At 70.1% G+C, this 16,637-nt stretch carries 19 protein-coding genes; 6 read left to right on the forward strand and 13 right to left on the reverse strand.

Going from position 1 to position 16,637, the window contains the following annotated elements; translation table 11 throughout:
• Nucleotides 1-87: 87 nt before the first annotated feature.
• Complete coding sequence (locus ACODSY_RS18140; protein ID WP_488953227.1) at nucleotides 88-549, reverse strand: MarR family winged helix-turn-helix transcriptional regulator; 462 nt, start codon at nucleotides 547-549, stop codon at nucleotides 88-90.
• Nucleotides 550-664: 115 nt separating this feature from the next.
• Between ACODSY_RS18140 and ACODSY_RS18145 the strand changes: the two genes are divergently transcribed.
• From ACODSY_RS18145 to ACODSY_RS18165, 5 genes are all read left to right on the forward strand, one after another.
• Nucleotides 665-1,090 (forward strand): organic hydroperoxide resistance protein, encoded by a 426-nt coding sequence (locus tag ACODSY_RS18145; protein WP_488953229.1) that lies wholly within the window; start codon nucleotides 665-667, stop codon nucleotides 1,088-1,090.
• A gap of 119 nt (nucleotides 1,091-1,209) precedes the next feature.
• Nucleotides 1,210-1,662: a DUF4126 domain-containing protein gene (locus ACODSY_RS18150; protein WP_488953231.1), complete on the forward strand. Its 453-nt coding sequence runs from the start codon at nucleotides 1,210-1,212 to the stop codon at nucleotides 1,660-1,662.
• 59 nt (nucleotides 1,663-1,721) lie between these two features.
• Nucleotides 1,722-1,985, forward strand: coding sequence for a DksA/TraR family C4-type zinc finger protein (locus ACODSY_RS18155; RefSeq protein WP_488953233.1), 264 nt, complete (start codon nucleotides 1,722-1,724; stop codon nucleotides 1,983-1,985).
• 70 nt (nucleotides 1,986-2,055) lie between these two features.
• On the forward strand, nucleotides 2,056-2,274 hold the full coding sequence (locus ACODSY_RS18160; protein WP_488953235.1) for a hypothetical protein: 219 nt from the start codon (nucleotides 2,056-2,058) through the stop codon (nucleotides 2,272-2,274).
• 75 nt (nucleotides 2,275-2,349) lie between these two features.
• Complete coding sequence (locus ACODSY_RS18165; protein WP_488953236.1) at nucleotides 2,350-2,694, forward strand: TfoX/Sxy family protein; 345 nt, start codon at nucleotides 2,350-2,352, stop codon at nucleotides 2,692-2,694.
• 14 nt (nucleotides 2,695-2,708) lie between these two features.
• Here ACODSY_RS18165 and ACODSY_RS18170 read toward each other — a convergent pair whose 3' ends face one another.
• Entirely contained in the window at nucleotides 2,709-3,098 is a 390-nt protein-coding gene (locus tag ACODSY_RS18170; protein ID WP_488953238.1) for a four-helix bundle copper-binding protein, read from the reverse strand.
• Nucleotides 3,099-3,180: 82 nt separating this feature from the next.
• Complete coding sequence (locus ACODSY_RS18175; protein WP_488953240.1) at nucleotides 3,181-4,137, reverse strand: prolyl oligopeptidase family serine peptidase; 957 nt, start codon at nucleotides 4,135-4,137, stop codon at nucleotides 3,181-3,183.
• 153 nt (nucleotides 4,138-4,290) lie between these two features.
• Between ACODSY_RS18175 and ACODSY_RS18180 the strand changes: the two genes are divergently transcribed.
• Nucleotides 4,291-4,938, forward strand: a complete 648-nt coding sequence (locus tag ACODSY_RS18180; protein WP_488953242.1) for a DsbA family oxidoreductase — start codon at nucleotides 4,291-4,293, stop codon at nucleotides 4,936-4,938.
• A gap of 28 nt (nucleotides 4,939-4,966) precedes the next feature.
• On the opposite strand, the gene ACODSY_RS18185 is transcribed toward ACODSY_RS18180, so the two are convergent.
• From ACODSY_RS18185 to ACODSY_RS18230, 10 genes are all read right to left on the reverse strand, one after another.
• A complete protein-coding gene (locus ACODSY_RS18185; protein WP_488953244.1) occupies nucleotides 4,967-5,971 on the reverse strand; it encodes an AraC family transcriptional regulator in 1,005 nt (334 codons plus the stop codon).
• A 74-nt stretch (nucleotides 5,972-6,045) separates the two neighbouring features.
• On the reverse strand, nucleotides 6,046-7,539 hold the full coding sequence (locus ACODSY_RS18190; protein ID WP_488953245.1) for a PEPxxWA-CTERM sorting domain-containing protein: 1,494 nt from the start codon (nucleotides 7,537-7,539) through the stop codon (nucleotides 6,046-6,048).
• Between the two features lie 184 nt (nucleotides 7,540-7,723).
• Nucleotides 7,724-10,378, reverse strand: coding sequence for a methionine synthase (metH, locus tag ACODSY_RS18195; protein ID WP_488953247.1), 2,655 nt, complete (start codon nucleotides 10,376-10,378; stop codon nucleotides 7,724-7,726).
• Nucleotides 10,378-10,842 carry a DUF6882 domain-containing protein gene (locus ACODSY_RS18200; protein ID WP_488953249.1) on the reverse strand — a complete coding sequence of 155 codons (465 nt, stop codon included), beginning with the start codon at nucleotides 10,840-10,842 and terminating at the stop codon, nucleotides 10,378-10,380. The genes metH and ACODSY_RS18200 overlap by 1 nt, the downstream gene beginning before the upstream one ends.
• A complete protein-coding gene (locus ACODSY_RS18205; RefSeq protein WP_488953251.1) occupies nucleotides 10,842-11,915 on the reverse strand; it encodes a homocysteine S-methyltransferase family protein in 1,074 nt (357 codons plus the stop codon). Before ACODSY_RS18205 ends, ACODSY_RS18200 begins: the two co-directional genes overlap by 1 nt.
• Complete coding sequence (metF, locus tag ACODSY_RS18210; protein ID WP_488953252.1) at nucleotides 11,912-12,868, reverse strand: methylenetetrahydrofolate reductase [NAD(P)H]; 957 nt, start codon at nucleotides 12,866-12,868, stop codon at nucleotides 11,912-11,914. Before metF ends, ACODSY_RS18205 begins: the two co-directional genes overlap by 4 nt.
• On the reverse strand, nucleotides 12,865-13,836 hold the full coding sequence (locus ACODSY_RS18215) for an ArsR/SmtB family transcription factor (RefSeq protein ID WP_488953253.1): 972 nt from the start codon (nucleotides 13,834-13,836) through the stop codon (nucleotides 12,865-12,867). The genes metF and ACODSY_RS18215 overlap by 4 nt, the downstream gene beginning before the upstream one ends.
• A 136-nt stretch (nucleotides 13,837-13,972) precedes the next feature.
• Complete coding sequence (locus ACODSY_RS18220) at nucleotides 13,973-14,899, reverse strand: 2-hydroxyacid dehydrogenase (RefSeq protein ID WP_488953254.1); 927 nt, start codon at nucleotides 14,897-14,899, stop codon at nucleotides 13,973-13,975.
• A 62-nt stretch (nucleotides 14,900-14,961) separates the two neighbouring features.
• Nucleotides 14,962-16,164, reverse strand: coding sequence for an RNA polymerase sigma factor (locus tag ACODSY_RS18225; protein WP_488953256.1), 1,203 nt, complete (start codon nucleotides 16,162-16,164; stop codon nucleotides 14,962-14,964).
• A 19-nt stretch (nucleotides 16,165-16,183) separates the two neighbouring features.
• Nucleotides 16,184-16,555, reverse strand: a complete 372-nt coding sequence (locus tag ACODSY_RS18230; RefSeq protein ID WP_488953258.1) for a YciI family protein — start codon at nucleotides 16,553-16,555, stop codon at nucleotides 16,184-16,186.
• Between the last annotated feature and the right edge of the window lie 82 nt (nucleotides 16,556-16,637).

Below are 16,637 nucleotides of genomic sequence, written 5' to 3' on the forward strand. Positions count from 1 at the left end.
CCCCGTTTGGGGGTATGACCTTGGTTTAGTTTCACTTTTTCGCGCGACGGGGGAATCCGGGCGGCCTGAATGCGCCGTGCGCGCGAACTAGGCCTGCGCGGCTTCCGCACGCTCGAGGGCTGTCCGCAGCGCCTGCAGCTCGCCGCGGATCCGCGCCACGGACGCTAGGTCCAGGCCGGACGAGGCCAGGAGTTCGGCCGGCGCCGCGCAGGCCGGCCCTTGCAGAGCGCGGCCCTTGTCGGTCAGCCGGATGCGCACCACCCGCTCGTCCCGCTCGTCGCGTGCGCGGGTGATCAGCTCCATGCCCTGCAGCCGCTTAAGCAACGGCGTGAGCGTGTTCGACTCCAGGCCCAGCCGCTCGCCCAGCTCGCCGACGGTGCGGTCGTCCCCTTCCCACAGCACCACCATCGCCAGGTACTGCGGATAGGTGAGCCCGAGCCGGTCCAGCAGCGGACGATAGAGCCGATTGAACGCGTGCCCGGCCGCGTAGACCGAGAAGCACAGGAAGTCGTCCAGCTTCAGGGGTGACGAAGGCGCGTCGTTGGTCATGCGCTGAATATAAATCGTGCACGATATGATCGCAAGCGGTTGACACTCGCTGAACCGCCTACCAAATAGATCGCACACGATCTAATCGCGCACTAGTAATCCAAAGGAGCCCTCTATGTCCGTCAATGTCCTTTACCGCACCGCCGCCCGCGCCACCGGGGGTCGCGACGGCAGCGCCGCCACCCTGGACGGTAGCCTCGATGTCACCCTGGCCACGCCCAAGGAGCTGGGCGGCGGCGGCGGGGCGGGGAATAACCCGGAGCAGCTCTTCGCCGCCGGCTACGCGGCCTGCTTCATCGGAGCCATGAAGTTCGTCGCTAGCCAGGGCGGGCCCAAGGTGCCCGCCGACGCCACCGTCACCGCCGACGTCGGTATCGGTCCGCGGGCTGAAGGGGGTTTCGGGCTCGACATCGCGCTTGAGGTTTCGCTGCCGGGCCTGGACCGCGACGCCGCCCAGGCCCTGGTCGAAAAGGCGCATCAGGTCTGCCCGTACTCCAACGCCACGCGCGGCAACGTCGATGTCCGCCTGAGCGTGGTCTGAACCGTCACGGTCGGCAGGTTCGCGCGGCCGTCGCGGCCGCCCTGGACCTGCCGGCCTCGGGCTCGGATCGAACGCCCGGCCGGCGCATTCCCATCGGGAGTTCAACGTCCGGGACCCCCATGATCCGCTCTGTCCTCATCGGCCTCGCCGCCGGCGCCCGCGCCCTCACTCCGCTGGCCGCCGTCGCCGAGGCGGCCCATCGCCGCGCGCTGCCACACGACAATGGCGCGCCGGCCTGGCTCGGCCATCCCCTCGTCGCCGCCGCCACCAAGGCCCTCGCGGCTGGGGAGCTCTGGGGCGACAAGCTACGCTCGGCGCCCGACCGGATCGTCCCGGCCGGTATCGCCGCGCGCGTGATCAGCGGCGGGGTCGCGGGCGCGGCCTTGGCGCCTCGCCGCCAGGCCCTGCTCGGCGCCGCGCTGGGGGCGACTGCCGCCGTGGGCGCGGCCTACCTCACCTTCGGCCTGCGCATGCGTGCGCTCCGCCGCTTCGGCCAGACCCCGACCGGCCTGGTGGAGGACGGCCTCACCGTCGCTGCCGCTCAGGCAGTGGTGGCCAGCGCCGCGCCTTGAAATCCGCCACCCGAGTTCCCACCTAAACGACTGAAACCCCAACACAACTCGGAGATTCCATGGCCACCGGCTGGGCCCACGAAGGCGCCGTGCTCGACCAGATCGAAGACACGATCAGCGACGCCGTCCGCAACGCCCGCGCCCGCCTGCCCGCCGGCGAAGGCACGGACGACTGCGTCGAATGCGGTGAAGTAATCCCCCCGGCCCGCCGTCGCGCCCTGCCCGGCGCCCACACCTGTGTCGATTGTCAGTCGGCCCGCGACCAGCGCGTGGTCCACACGACCATCAACCGCCGCGGCAGCAAGGACAGCCAACTCCGCTGAGGCGCGGAACCCGGCCTGCCCCTGCGGGTTGCCTTCGCTGCGCCCCCCGGCGCGCCGACCGAGAAGGCCCATGACCCGCGCCACCGCCGTCGCAGCCCTTGCCACGACCCTCGCCGCCGCCGTGCTCGCGGGCTGCGCCACGACCCCCGCCCAGAATCGCGACGTGGTCGCCGTCGTCCAGGACGAGCAGAGTCGCCAGGCCGTGGCCGAAGCCATCGACGAAGGAAAGGCCCCCGAGGCCGCCCTCTCTCGCGCCTCGGAAGCCAGCGAACTCACCCCGCCGCACTAGCCCCTCCCGATCCGCCTGCACAAAAGTCTGCGAAAACCGCCTCGTCAGCCGCCCCCGCAACGGTCACAATGCGCCATGGCGACCGATCGCAAGACCGTTGACTACCTTGTCGACCAGATGGCCGAGGCCGGGGTCGTGACGGCCAAGCCGATGTTCGGCGAATACGGCGTCTACTGCGACGGCAAGATGTTCGCGATCGTCGCCGACGAGCAGCTCTTCATCAAGCCGACGGCCGCGGGCCGCGCCCTGGCTCCGGACGCCGCCGAGGCCGCTCCCTATCCAGGCGCCAAGCCCTATCTGCTGATCGACGCCGACCGCTGGGACGATCGCGACGGGCTTCGCGATCTGGCCCGCGCCACCGCGGCCGAACTCCCCACCCCCAAGCCGAAGCCGCCGAAGAAGCCCAAGATAGCGGGCTGAACGCCGGCGGGCCGTCAGCGGACGGTCGGCAGAGCCTTGCGGCAGTCGCCCGCGCACTCTTCGCACATCGTCGCGCAAAGCTGGCAGTGTTCGTGATCGTGCTTGCGGCATTCCTCGGCGCAGATTTCGCAAGCGCGGATGCACGCCTCGATTTGCACCCGCAGCATCTCGATGTCCTGGCTGCTGCGCCGGACCGCCAGCCGGGCCGTCGCGGCGCACACGTCGGCGCAGTCCAGGCACCGGCGGATGCAGTCGCGCATGTCCATCGGCTCGGCCACGCAGGCGTCGGCGCATGACGTGCAGAACAGCGAACAGAGCATCGCGTGGCGCGCGGCGGTGACGAGGTCCTCGTTCACCTCGCCCTTCACGTCGGGATGAAGCCCGACCATCTTCGAGAGGGACATCGCATTCTCCTCGCTGGCTGGGACATTGAACCCGCCCCGCCGTCCGAGGTTGCTCCCATCGGCCATTTGTAAGCCGCGCGGGCTACTTCCCGAGGTGGCTTTGGAACCAGCTGACCATCGCCTGCATGGCCTCCGTGGCGTAGGCGTCGGTCTTGGCCGGGTCGCCCTTGACGTAGAAGTCATGGTCGGCGCCCGCGAACATCGTGAGCTTGTTTTCAACCCCGACCTTGTCCAGCGCGGCATGCATGGCTTCGGACTGCGCGGGCGGCACGCCTCTGTCGGCGTCGCCGTGCAGCATCAGGGTCGGCGGATCGTGCGCATCCACGCTGTGGATGGGCGAGACCGAGGCAAAGAGCCTGTCGTCGAACGCAACGGGGCCGGCCTTGGGGCGGCCCTGCAGCAGGACGGCCAGGTCGGTGGGCGGGAAGTAGGCCACCACGGCCGCGACGCGGTTGCCTGAACGCTCCAGCGGGTTGGCGGCGGCCGGGTCCCCGTCGTCGGCCATCATGCCGGCGACGAGCGCCAGATGGCCCCCGGCGCTGGCGCCCCAAACGCCGATCCGCTTCGGGTCGGCGCCGTAGTCGGCGGCGTGCAGCTTGATGTGGCGCATTCCGAGCCGCACGTCGGTCACCGCGTCCGGAACCTGGAAGCGCGGCGCCGAGGAATGGTAGAGCGCGACCACCGTGAAGCCCTTGTCGATCAGCGCCTGATAGCGGGCCGGGCGTTCCTCGGGCGGCGCCCACGACGACCGCCAGCCGGCGGACACCATGTTGACCACCAGCGCGCCATTGGCCTTCTTCACCGGCTTGAAGACGTCGTACGTGAGCGCCATGCCGTCGCGATGCCCGTAGATCACGTCGCGGACATAGGTGGCGGTCTTCAGTTCCGCGGGGGTCGGCGCGCGAAGGGCGCTGCGGGGATAGCCGCTGAGCGGCGGTCCAGGGTCTGCGGGCGACGGGGTCGGAACCTGCGCCACTGCGGCGCCGCCCGCGCCGAGGGCCACCGCGAAGGCGAGCGCGATCTTCCGGAACCTGTTCATGGACGTCCCCCTGCTGTCGAGCAGCCTAGCCATCCGGAAGGCAGGACGCCAACACCACTGCCCCATCATGGGCGACAGCCGGATTGGAATTCCGCGGCGGACCGCTATCTCTACGCGGACCCCTGAGATCTCGTTCGCCACGGAGCCGACCGCATGACCAAGCCCATGAAGATCGACTTCGTCTCGGACGTGTCCTGCCCCTGGTGCATCATCGGCCTGGGCGGGCTTGAGGAAGCCCTGGCGCGGGTCGGCGACCTGGTCGAGGCGCAGATCACCTTCCAGCCCTTCGAGCTCAATCCCGATATGCCGCCTGAGGGGCAGAACATCGGCGAGCACGTCCGCCAGAAGTACGGCGCGACGCCGGAGCAGTCGGCAGCGAACCGCGAGCAGATCCGCGCCCGCGCCGCCGAGGTGGGCTTCACCATCGCCACCGGCCCCGACAGCCGGATCTACAACACCTTCGACGCCCACCGCCTGCTCCATTGGGCGGGCCTGGAGGGCCGCCAGCTGCCCCTCAAGAAAGCTCTGTTCGAGGCCTATTTCACCCGAGGCGAGGCCCCCTCCGACCACGAGGTTCTGGTCGCCGCCGCGGAACGCGCGGGCCTCGATCCCGTGAAGGCGCGCGAGGTGCTGGCCTCGGGCCGCTTCGCCGATCACATCCGCTCCCTGGAGCGCCAATGGTACGAGGCCGGCATCAGCTCGGTGCCGGCCGTGATCATCAACGAGAAATATCTGATCTCCGGGGGCCAGCCCGCCGACGCCTTCGAACGCGCGCTCCGCACGATCGCCGCCGAGACGTAGAGGCCGGTCGGACCGCGACGCCTAGGTCTCAAACCTCGTCCGGGCCGTAGGCCACCCGGTTCACCGCGCGACTGTAGGTCTTGGGAAGGTCGACCGATCCGGATGGAAGCGCGGAGGGTATGGCGCCCGTCCGCTGCAGTTCGCCGGCGGTGTAGCCGAAGGCGGCGTGGAACTGGCGGCTGAACCGAGCCTCGTCCGAGAAGCCGGCGGCATGGGCGATCTGCTGGACGGTCCGGCCGTCGGTGCGGTCGCTCAGCATCCGGTGCGCGGCCTCCAGCCGGAGGCGCCGGACCAGTTCGGTCACCCCGCCGTCCCCCGTCAGCGCGCGATAGAGCGCCGACCGCGAGACCCCCAGCGCCGCGCAGACCCGCTCCGTCGTGAGAGGCTCCGAGAGATGGGCGTCGATGTGGTCCATCACCCGGCGGCGCAGATCCTCGGTCCGCAGCACCGTCGGCCGCGGCCTGGCGGAGGCGGGCAGGCAAGCGGCCACGAGCTCGCATAGCGCCCGCGCGGCGGGAAGCGCGGCGGCGTCGGGAAGCTCCGGCAACGCCTCGCAGAGCGAGGTGAGATAGGTCGCAAGCAGCCGGCTCTGGGCGGTCGGTGGCAGCGGGCCGTGCACACCGCCACGACGTCCGGCGCCCAGCAGGTTTCTCGGAAGCACCACCACGATGGAGCGTACCGGCCCGGTCATGATCTCGATGGGCCGGGCGAGATCGAGAAGCACCGGCGTCCCCGGTTGCACCTCGAATCTGCGGCCGTCGGCGTCGAGATGCAGCACGCCCTCGAGCATCAGGTTCAAGTTCCAGTAGTCGCTGCGCCGGGCGCGGATCATCTCGATGCTGCGGCGGAAGTGCAGCGGCGGAAGCCGCGATTCGCTGATCGGCAGAGGTCCGAGGCCGGTCACCTTCGACACCGCCTCGAAGGCCGCCTCAGGATCGCGCGGCGACACCTCGAAATCGCTCAGTCCCGAGCTCCACAGCCTGAACCGGTCCGGCCCGGGGATGTCCTTCGTGTCGAAGACGAACTGATGCATGCCTTCGCCCATCAGACCTGCCGGCTCAGCGGCGCGCAAGCCTGCCCGCGCCGGCCAGGAGCCGTATCAAGCGCTCAGCCGCGAGCGATCGGGCTCCAGGCCTGGCGTTGCGACCGCATGGCCGCGCCCGCCAGGCCAAAGCCCAGCACCGCCAGCGCCCAGGTCTCCGGCTCGGGCACGGGGACCGCCAACGGCGTCGGATCGTAGTCGTAGCTGAGTTGCACTTCGCCGGCCCAGCTTTGAGTGGTCGTGGCGCGCGCGTCGCCAAACAGTCGGCTGAGCACCAGCGTCAGATTGAGGTTGGACGCCAGTTCGACGGGCACGGGACCACCCTGGAGGAATGGGGCGAGGGGCGCCGAAGCCCCGGCGAGATCGAAGTCCGCCGACTTCGTCTCGGTGAGGAGGCACCCGGCGGCGCCCACCGTGCCGCATGAGATGAACACGTCTCGGCTGAGCCTGCCCATCGCATGGCCGGCGGCCAGGACGTCGTCGACCATGCTCCCTTCGATCCACACTGACCCGACCGGGTTGATGAACACCCCGTAGGACAGCGTGAGCTGCGAATTCAGGTCGAGGCGCACGCCGCGCAGCGAGCCCAGCGCGGTGTCGAAGGCCTGGAACAGCAGGGTTTGCCGTTCGACCCCGCCGAATGGCTCGTCGGGAAGCTCGATGCCGGCGCCCGACGCAGTGTGGTTCACGACGTGGAAGATGCTGAACGCCTGGCTCTGAACGATCGTGGCGGCCTGGGCCGAACCGGCGAGCAGCGACGCAGCCGTCACGGACGCGGCGGCGAAGATTGGGCGGCGAAGGGCCGAGACGGCGCCCTGGCGCGAGGCCGGCTCAAGTGCCTGCGCGCGGCGGGTCGGCCGCGGGGACCGCCGGCGCAGCGCCGCGCCCACCGCCCCGAAGCCCAGCAGCATCAGACCCCAGACGCCGGGCTCGGGCGTCGGGCTCGCGCTCACGGCCTCGAACCGCACGGAAGACGGCGTAAGGCTGAACGCGAAAAGGGCGGGCGACCCGGCTTGCGCGAACCCACCCTCCAACGCCCCATAGCCCCCCGTCAGCGGCCCCGACCACGGCGTCTCGAGACTGGCCTGCGCCGCACCGAAGCCGCCGATCCAGAAGTTGAAGAAGCTGGGCAGGGGAACGGCCGACTGCACGTCGGTCACATTGAATTCCACCTGGCCGGGATAGCGGTCGGCGAACTCGTGGACATAGTTGGGTCCGTAAGTCTCGGCCGTGCTGTTGAAGGTGTGGGTCAGGTCGGTGGCCTGCCCCCCGACCGTCAAGATGGCGCTCAGGATGGGGCTGTCGTAGCCCCCGCCCTGGCCGCCACCCAGGAACTCGCCCGTCCCGTTGAAGTCGGTCCGGTAACCCAGCGCGGTGTCATAGGTGAGCTGGGCCACGAACGGCTGGGCGTCATAGAACGTGCGATCGCCCAAGAACCCGATCGCGTCATAGCCGCTCAACTCGCCCACGAAGGTCGCCGACATCACCTTGGCCTCGGCTGTCCCGGCGGTGAGCGCGAAGGCGCAAACCAACGCCAGGCCCGTATTCGCTCGCAGCATCGTCTTCCCCGCAACTCGGCCGCGGGCGGAACTCCCGGCGCGGCGCCTTCACGACCTTAGGCCGCGGTGGCGCGCCGCGCCGTCCCAGACGCTTGCTTCCATGCCTCAAGCCGGTCCGAGCCGGGGTTCGGCTGGGCGACGGCGCGCGTTGACGCCCGCCGACGCACGGCGTCTACGACGCCGCCTACGCTCCCTCGTAGTTCAGGATCGGGGCCAGCCACCGCTCGGCCGTGCGGACGTCCCAGCCCTTCCGCCGCGCATAGTCCTCGACCTGGTCGCGCTCAATGCGGCCGACGCCGAAGTAGTGGGCCTCGGGATGGGCGAAGTAGAGGCCCGAAACCGCCGCCGGCGGGGTCATGGCGTAGCTCTCGGTCAGCACGATGCCGGCCGCGTCCGTGGCGCTCAGGAGTTGGAACAGCGTCGCCTTCTCGGTGTGATCGGGCTGCATCGGGTAGCCCGGCGCCGGGCGGATGCCGCGGTACTGCTCGGCGATCAGGTGGTCGATGTCGAACGGCTCGTCCGGCGCGTAGCCCCAGAGCTCGGTGCGCACCTTGCGGTGCAGCGCCTCGGCGAAGGCCTCGGCCAGCCGGTCGGCCAGGGCGGTGGCCAGGATCGCCGAATAGTCGTCGCCGGCGTCCTTGAACTGTTTGGCCAGTTCCAGCTCGCCGTGTCCGGCGGTCACCGCGAAGCCGCCGATGTAGTCCGGCTTCGTGCCCACCGGGGCGATGAAGTCGGCCATGGCGACGTTGAACTGGCCCTCGCCGGTCTTGATCATCTGCTGGCGCAGGGTGTGCAGCCGGGCGAGCTCGGTCGCGCGGTCCTCATCCGCATAGACCACCACGTCGTCGCCGTCGGTGTTGGCAGGCCAGAAGCCCACCACGCCGCGCGCCTCCAGCAGACCCTCCTGGATGATCCGGTCCAGCATCCGCTGAGCGTCGGCGAACAGATCGGTGGCGGCCTTGCCCACCACGTCGTCCTCCAGGATCGCCGGATAGCGGCCGATCAGCTCCCAGCTGGCGAAGAACGGCGTCCAGTCGATGTGCCGGCGCAGCTCGGGCAGGTCGTAGGGCGCGAAGGTGCGCGTGCCCAGGAAGCTGGGCTTCGGCGGGTCATAGGTGGTCCAGTCCGGCGTGAAGGCATTGTCGCGCGCCTCCTGCAGGGTGGCGCGCGCCCGGGCGCCCTGGCCGCGCGCGAACTGCTCGCGCACCTTGACGTAATCGGCCTCGGTGGCCGCCAGGAACTTGGGCTTCTCGGTCGGCGACAGCAGGTTCGAGACCACGCCCACCGCCCGACTGGCGTCGAGCACATAGGTGGTCGAGCCCGACGGATAGCGCTGCGAGATCTTCACCGCCGTGTGGGTCTTGGATGTGGTCGCCCCCCCGATCAGCAGCGGCATCTTCATGCCGCGCCGCTCCATTTCCGAGGCCACGAACACCATTTCGTCCAGGCTGGGCGTGATCAGGCCCGACAGGCCCACGATGTCGACGCCGTTCTTCTCGGCCTCGTCGAGGATGCGGTCGGCCGGGACCATCACGCCCAGGTCGATGACCTCGTAGTTGTTGCACTGCAGGACCACGCCCACGATGTTCTTGCCGATGTCGTGGACGTCGCCCTTCACGGTGGCCATCAGCACCTTGCCGGCGCTCTGGCGCTCCGCGCCGTCCTTCTCGGCTTCCATGAAGGGCATCAGGTAGGCCACGGCCTGCTTCATCACCCGGGCCGACTTCACCACCTGGGGCAGGAACATCTTGCCCGCGCCGAACAGGTCGCCGACCACGTTCATCCCGTCCATCAGCGGGCCTTCGATGACGTGCAGCGGGCGCTCGGCCAGGCTGCGCGCCTCCTCGGTGTCGGCCTCGATGAAATCGGTGATGCCGTGGACAAGGGCGTGGCTCAGGCGCGCGGCGACCGGCTGGTCGCGCCAGGCCAGGTTCACCACCTTGGCCTCGCCCTTCTGGCCCTTGTACTTGGGCGCCAGATCGACCAGCCGCTCGGTGTTGGAGGGCGCGCCGGGCTTGGCCGGGCGGTTCAGGATCACGTCCTCGACCAGCTCGCGCAGTTCGGGCTCGATGTCGTCGTAGACGGGCAGGTCGCCGGCGTTGACGATGCCCATGTCCATGCCCGCCGCGATCGCGTGGTACAGGAACACCGAGTGGATCGCGCGGCGCACCGGCTCGTTGCCGCGGAACGAGAAGCTGACGTTCGAGACGCCGCCCGAGATGCGGGCATGGGGACAGACTTGCTTGATCCGCCGCGTCGCCTCGATGAAGTCGACGGCGTAGTTGTCGTGCTCCTCGATCCCGGTGGCGATGGCGAAGATGTTGGGGTCGAAGATGATGTCCTCGGGCGGAAAGCCCACCTGGTCCACCAGGATGTCGTAGGCGCGCTTGCAGATCTCGACCTTGCGGTCGGCCGTGTCGGCCTGGCCCACCTCGTCGAAGGCCATGACCACTACGGCCGCGCCGTAGCGCAGGCAGGCCTTGGCCTGCTCCAGGAACTTGGCCTCGCCCTCCTTCATGGAGATCGAATTCACTATCGCCTTGCCCTGGACGCACTTGAGGCCCGCCTCGATCACCTCCCACTTCGAGGAGTCGATCATCACCGGCACCCGCGCGATGTCCGGCTCGGCGGCGAGCAGGTTCAGATAGGTCCGCATGGCGGCGACCGAATCCAGCAGCCCCTCGTCCATGTTGATGTCGATGACCGCGGCCCCGGCCTCGACTTGCTGGCGCGCGACCGACAGCGCCTCGGGATAGGCGCCCTCGGCGATCAGCTTGCGGAATTTGGCCGAGCCGGTGACGTTGGTCCGCTCGCCGACGTTGATGAAGGTGGGACGCATCAGCTCACAAACTTGAGGGACCGCAGGATGAGGTAGAGCCCGCCTGCGCCGGCGGGAACGCGATATGCGCCCTGAGCCTCGACGACGCGAGCGGCGATCGCCGCCAGCATCCAGCCCAGACCGTCCAGATCGTCGCTGCGCAGTTCGGGAATCGTCAGTTCCTCGACGCCGTTCTCCACGCCGAACGCCCGGACCCGCTCGACGTCCTCCAGCATGGCCTGGCGCCACTGGATCGCCGCCCAGCCCCAGCGCCACTCGCCGTCGGCGGTCGCGCCCAGCACCTGGATGTCGCAGATCACTCGCGGGCCGTTGGCGTCCGAGAACCTCAGCACGCCCTCGTTTGCGTCGTAGTCGTAACGCTCCCACGTCTCGAGCCCGAAGGTCTCGGCGACATGCCGTTGCTTGGCGGTGAAGGCCGCGAACGCTTCCTCACACCACGCGTCGTACCAATTGGGGGCTTGCATCAGACGAGCTCGAACGGCTCCAGGCCCGCCAGCCGCATGGCTTTCGGGCGCTCGGGCACGGCCCGGGGCTTCAGCCCGCGCACTGCGTCCGCCACATGCCGGATGTGGTCCGGCGTCGTGCCGCAGCAGCCGCCCAGGATGTTGACCAGGCCGTGCTCGGCCCATTCGTGCAGCTGGTGGCCGGTCTGGTCGGGCGTTTCGTCATACTCGCCCATGGCGTTGGGCAGGCCGGCGTTGGGATAGGCCGAAACCAGCGTGTCGGCGACCCGCGCCAGTTCCGCGATGTGCGGCCGCATCAGGTCGGCGCCCAGGGCGCAATTCAGGCCGATGGCGAACGGCTTGGCGTGACGCACCGAGTTCCAGAACGCCTCGACGGTCTGGCCGGACAGGGTGCGGCCCGACCGGTCGGTGATCGTACCCGAGATCCAGATCGGCAGCGGCTCGTAGCCCTCGTCCTGCAGGTCCAGGATCGCCTTGATGGCCGCCTTGCAGTTCAGCGTGTCGGTGATCGTCTCCACCAGGAACAGGTCGACCCCGCCCTCGTGCAGGGCGCGGACCTGTTCCAGGTAGGCGTCGTAGACCTGGTCGAAGGTGACCTTGCGCGCGCCCGGATCGTTCACGTCCGAGCTCATCGACAGCATCACCGGCAGCGGTCCGATGGAGCCCGCCACGAACCGCGGCTTGTGCGGTTCCTTGGCCGTCCAGCGGTCGGCCACCTCGCGCGCGATGCGGGCGCCCTGCAGGTTGATGTCCCGCACGGCGGCTTCCATGCCGTACTCGGCCTGGCCGATGGTCGTGGCCGAGAAGGTGTTGGTCTCCGAGATGTCCGCGCCCGCGGCGAAGTATTGGTCGTGCAGGTCGGCGATGATGTCGGGCCGCGTGACGCACAGCAGGTCGTTGTTACCCTTGAGCTGGCCGGGGGCGTCCTTGAAGGCCTCGCCGCGGTAATCCGCCTCGGCCAGGCCGCGCTTCTGGATCATCACGCCCCAGGAGCCGTCGAGGATGAGCACGCGCGTCTTGGCCGCCGCCTTCAGCGCCGCGATGCGCTCCTGTCTGGAGAGGGGGCGGGTCATGCCGCAGCTTCCTTGGGTTCGGTCCTGGGGGAGGTCTCGCGCACGCCCAGCACGCGGCAGATCGCGTACACCAGGTCGGCGCGGTTGAGCGTGTAGAAGTGGAAGTCGCCGAAGCCTTCCTCGGCCAGCCGCGCGCACATCTCGGCGGCCACCGAGGCCGCGACCAGCTTGCGGGTCTCGGGGTCGGCGTCCAGCCCCTCGAAGTGGTTGGCCAGCCAGGCCGGGATTTCGACCCCGATGCGGCCCGCCATGTTCGACAGCCCCTCGAAGCTCGAGACGGGCATGATGCCCGGCAGGATGGGGATCTCGACGCCGGCCTTGCGGATGCGCTCGACGAAGCGGAGGTAGCCGTCGATGTCGAAGAAGAAGTTGCTGATCGCCCGCGTCGCCCCGGCGTCCACCTTGGCCTTCAGGACCTCGATGTCGTGCTCCACCGACGGGCTTTCGGGGTGGATCTGCGGATAGACGCCGACGCTCACCTCGAACGGCGCGATGGCCTTGATGCCGGCGGTCAGCTCGGTGGCGTTCTGGTAGCCGTCGGCGCGAGGCGTATAGGCCCCGCCCAGCGAGCCCGGCGGGTCGCCGCGCAGCGCCACGATGTGGCGGATGCCGGCGTCCCAGTAGTCGCGGATCACCTCGTCCACTTCGCCGCGCGAGGCCTCCACGCAGGTCAGGTGCGCCGCGGGCTTCAGCGACGTCTCCTTCAGGATGCGCACGACGGTGCGGTGGGTGCGCTCGCGCGTCGAGCCGCCCGCGCCATAGGTCACGGACACGAACTCCGGGCTCAGCGGCTCGAGCCGGCGGATCGCCTCCCACAGGCTCTCCTCGCTCTTCGGCCCCTTGGGCGGAGAGAATTCGAACGACACGCGCGGCCTCGGCTGGCCGCCCGAGCCCGCGCGGGCGACGGGACCCAGCGCCGTGGATTGCGGCGCGCTGGACGGGGCGGGACTCATGCGGCGCTCCTCAAGGCGGTCGGCGCGCGCTGGGCGGCCCAGATCTTCACGGTCAGCCCGTCGTCACGGGTCGGCGGCAGCGCCTCCAGCGCCACCTGGGGCAGGTCGGCCTCCGCCAGCCAGCGGCTCATCTCTTCGTCGGAAAATCCTAACCGGCGGTGCTGATGCTGCTCGCGCAGGAATTCGTGCCTGTGCGGGGCGAAGTCGACGATGATCAGCCGCCCGTCCGGCGCCACGATCCGCGCCGCCTCCTTCACCGCGGCGGCCGGGTCGCCCAGGTAGTGCAGCACCTGGTGGACCACTACCAAGTCGGCGCTGGCGTCCGGCAGCCGGGTGTCGAAGATGTCGCCGTGGCGCAGCTCCACATGCGCCAGCCCCGCCTCGACCGCGTTGCGCCGCGCGATGTTCAGCATCTGCTGCGACAGGTCCAGGCCCAGGGCCTGGTCGGCATGCGGCGCCAGCAAGGTCAGCATGCGGCCGGTCCCGGCCCCCAGGTCGACCAGCCTCCGGAAGCGGCCGGACCCGGCGGCGCGCACGATCTCGGCCTCGACATGGGCGTCCGAGACATAGAGCGAGCGGATCTGGTCCCAGTGCTCGGCGTGCTCGGCGAAATAGGCCTGCGCCGCATCGGCGCGTTCGGCCTGGACGTCGTCCAGCTTGCGGCGGTCACGTGCCAGGACGGGGTCGTCGGGATTGATCCGCGCCAGCACCTCGCCGATCACCTCGTGTTGGTGACCCGCGCCGGTGAGGCGATAAAACACCCACGCGCCGTCGGGGAAGCGTTCGACCAGCCCCGCCTCGGCCAGCAGTTTCAGGTGGCGCGACACCCGCGGCTGACTCTGGTCCAGCACCCGGCAAAGCTCCAGCACCGCCAGCTCCTCGCGCTCCAGGAGCGCCAGGATACGCAGGCGGGTCGGTTCTCCCGCCGCGCGCAGCACATCCACCGTCTGTTTCGCCGACAGCCTCATCGGACATAAAGATATCTTTATGTGTAAGAAGCGCAAGGGGCCAGTGGCGCCGAGCGTCACTTTGCAGCGCCGGGAACACAGAGGGAACTCGCGTCAAATTCAACTCACGCGCGAAAAATCCGCGCAGGTCGATCCCTCAGGGCGCCGGCGAAGTCACCGGCTGGCCGGCCAGGAAAAGGCGAATGTTCTCCGCGGCGCGACCCAGCATGTTGGGGATCCCCTCCGTCGTGCCGCCGGCGCGGTGCGGCGTCAGGAGCGTCCCGGGCACATCGGCCCACCGCGCGGCCGGCGTCGGCTCGACTTGGAAGACGTCGAGGGCGGCGCGGCGCAGTCGTCCGGCCCGCAGCGCGGCGATCAGCGCATCCTCGTCGACCACGGACCCCCGCGCGACGTTGACGATCATCCCCTGCGGCCCGACGGCGTCGATCACCTCGGCCGAGATCAGGCCCTGCGTCTGGGGTCCGCCTGGACAGGCCACCATCAGGATGTCGCTGTCCCGCGCCAGCGCCAGCAGGCTCTCAGCCATCGGCCACGGCGCGGCCTTGGGCCGAGGCCCCCACCAACTCACCGTCATCCGGAACGGCTCGGCCCGACGCGCGATCGCCGCGCCGATGTGGCCCAGTCCGACGATCCCCAGCTTGCGGCCGGTCAGGCTGGGTTGCGGGATCAGGCGGTCCTCGAGCCGCCAGCGGCCCTCGCGGATCGCCCGGTCGTGCTCGTGCATGTCGCGCGCACCGGCCAACAGGAGGCCCATGGCGTGGTCGGCGACGTCGTCGGCGTTGACCCCTCCGGCATAGGTCACCTCGATCCCGTGCGCCCGGCACCACGCCACGTCCACGCCCTCGTAGCCGGCCGTCATCACCGCGATCAGGCCCAGGTTGGGGAAGGCCGCGAGGAATTCCGGTGTCAGCGTCGCCTCGCCGGCGTGCAGCAGCGCCCGCACCTGCGGCCTGTCGGCGTCGGGCATGTCCCAGGCGATGGCGGTGGCGAAGCCCTGCCGGGCCAGCATCGGCTCCAGCCCTACGAGGATCCGGGCCGAGATGGCGACGATCGGTTCGGACACGGCATTCCCCTTCAAGGCGTGGCGCCTGCTGCTATAGCCAGCGCCGCCGTCCCGCGGCCAGCCTAGGCCCGTCCCTCCGCGCAGGCCGCCAGCTTGCGGGCCAGGAGCGCGCGCTCTGCGGCGTTCGCGGTCAGCGCCATTGCCGTCTCGTAGGCCGCCCCGGCCTCGCGGGTTCGGCCCAGCCGTTGGAGCAGCTCGCCGCGGATGGCGTGGAACAGGTGGTAGCCGCGCAGGTCGATCGCCTCGACCAAGGCCAGGGCGCGCTCGGCGCCCTCGACCTCCGCGACGGCGACGGCGCGGTTCAGCCGGGCGACCGGCGTCGGCGCCACGACCATCAGCTGGTCGTAGAGCGCCACGATCTGGCGCCAATCGGTCTCGACGGCGCTTGCCGCGTCGCTGTGCACCGCGCCGATCGCGGCCTGGAGCTGATAGGGGCCCGGCCGATTGATCTCGAGGCAGCGGCGGACCAGCGCCTGGCCCTCGGCGATCAGCCGCGCGTCCCACAGCGTCCTGTCCTGCTCGGCCAACAGCACGGGCTCGCCGTGCGGCCCCGTCCGCGCCCGGCGCCGCGAGGCGGTGAGCAGCATCAGCGCAAGTAGGCCCAGCACCTCCGGCTCCTCCGGCGCGAGTTGGCGCAGCAGGCGACCCAGGCGCACGGCCTCCTCGCACAGGTCGTCGCGGACGAGCTCGGCGCCTGTGCTCGCGGCGTAGCCCTCGTTGAACACGAGGTAGATCACCGCGAGCACCCCGCGGAGGCGTTCAGGCAACTCCGCGGCCTCGGGCACGCGATAGGGGATGCGGGCGTCGCGGATCTTGGCCTTCGCCCGCACCAGCCGCTGCGCCATCGTCGCCTCGGGCGTCAGGAAGGCCCTTGCGATCTCCGGCGTCGACAGCCCGCCCACCAGGCGCAGGGTCAGCGCCACCTGGGCCGGCAGGGCCAGCGCCGGGTGGCAGCAGGTGAAGATCAGGCGCAGGCGGTCGTCTTCCACGTCCGCCTCCGGCGGGTCCTCGGGGGCGTCCAACAACGCCGCCTCCGCATGGCGGCGGCCGCGCGAGGCCTCGCGGCGCAGGCGGTCGATGGCGCGGTTGCGCGCCGTCGTGACGATCCATCCCGCCGGGCTCGGCGGCAGGCCCACCTCGGGCCAGCGCGCCAGCGCCTCGGCAAAGGCGTCCTGCACCGCCTCCTCCGCCAGGCTCACGTCGCCCAGTCGGCGGATCAGGATGGCGACCGCGCGCCCGTGCGCCTCACGGAACACGCGCGCCACGTCGTCGGCGGTGGGTGGGTCAGGCGGCAGGCGGCGCCCCCCGCGGCGGATCCGGGTACATGGGCCGCACCTCGAGCGGAATGGTAATGGCCTTCGCGAGCTTGCGCGCCCACATCAGCGCCTCGTCGAGGTCAGCCGCCTCGATGATGGTGATCCCGCCGATGTGCTCCTTGCCTTCCAGGTATGGGCCGTCGGTGGTCAGCACCTCCCCGTCCTGCAGCCGCACGGTCGTGGCCGAATCCGTCGTGTGCAGGCCGCCGCCGAACACCCAGAGTCCGGCTGCCCGCATCTCGGCGTTCACGGCGCCCACATCGCGCATGATCGGTCCAAGGAAGTCCTCCGGCGGGACCGGGCCGTCAGGCTGGTGGATGAGGAACATGTAGCGGGCCATGGGGCGTCCTTGCGGTTCGCAACGCGGCATCATGCCGGTTTTCCGCGCCCTGAACGAACGCGACGGACCGGAATCGACAACG

It is taken from the genome of Phenylobacterium sp. FG114, from assembly GCF_057809855.1.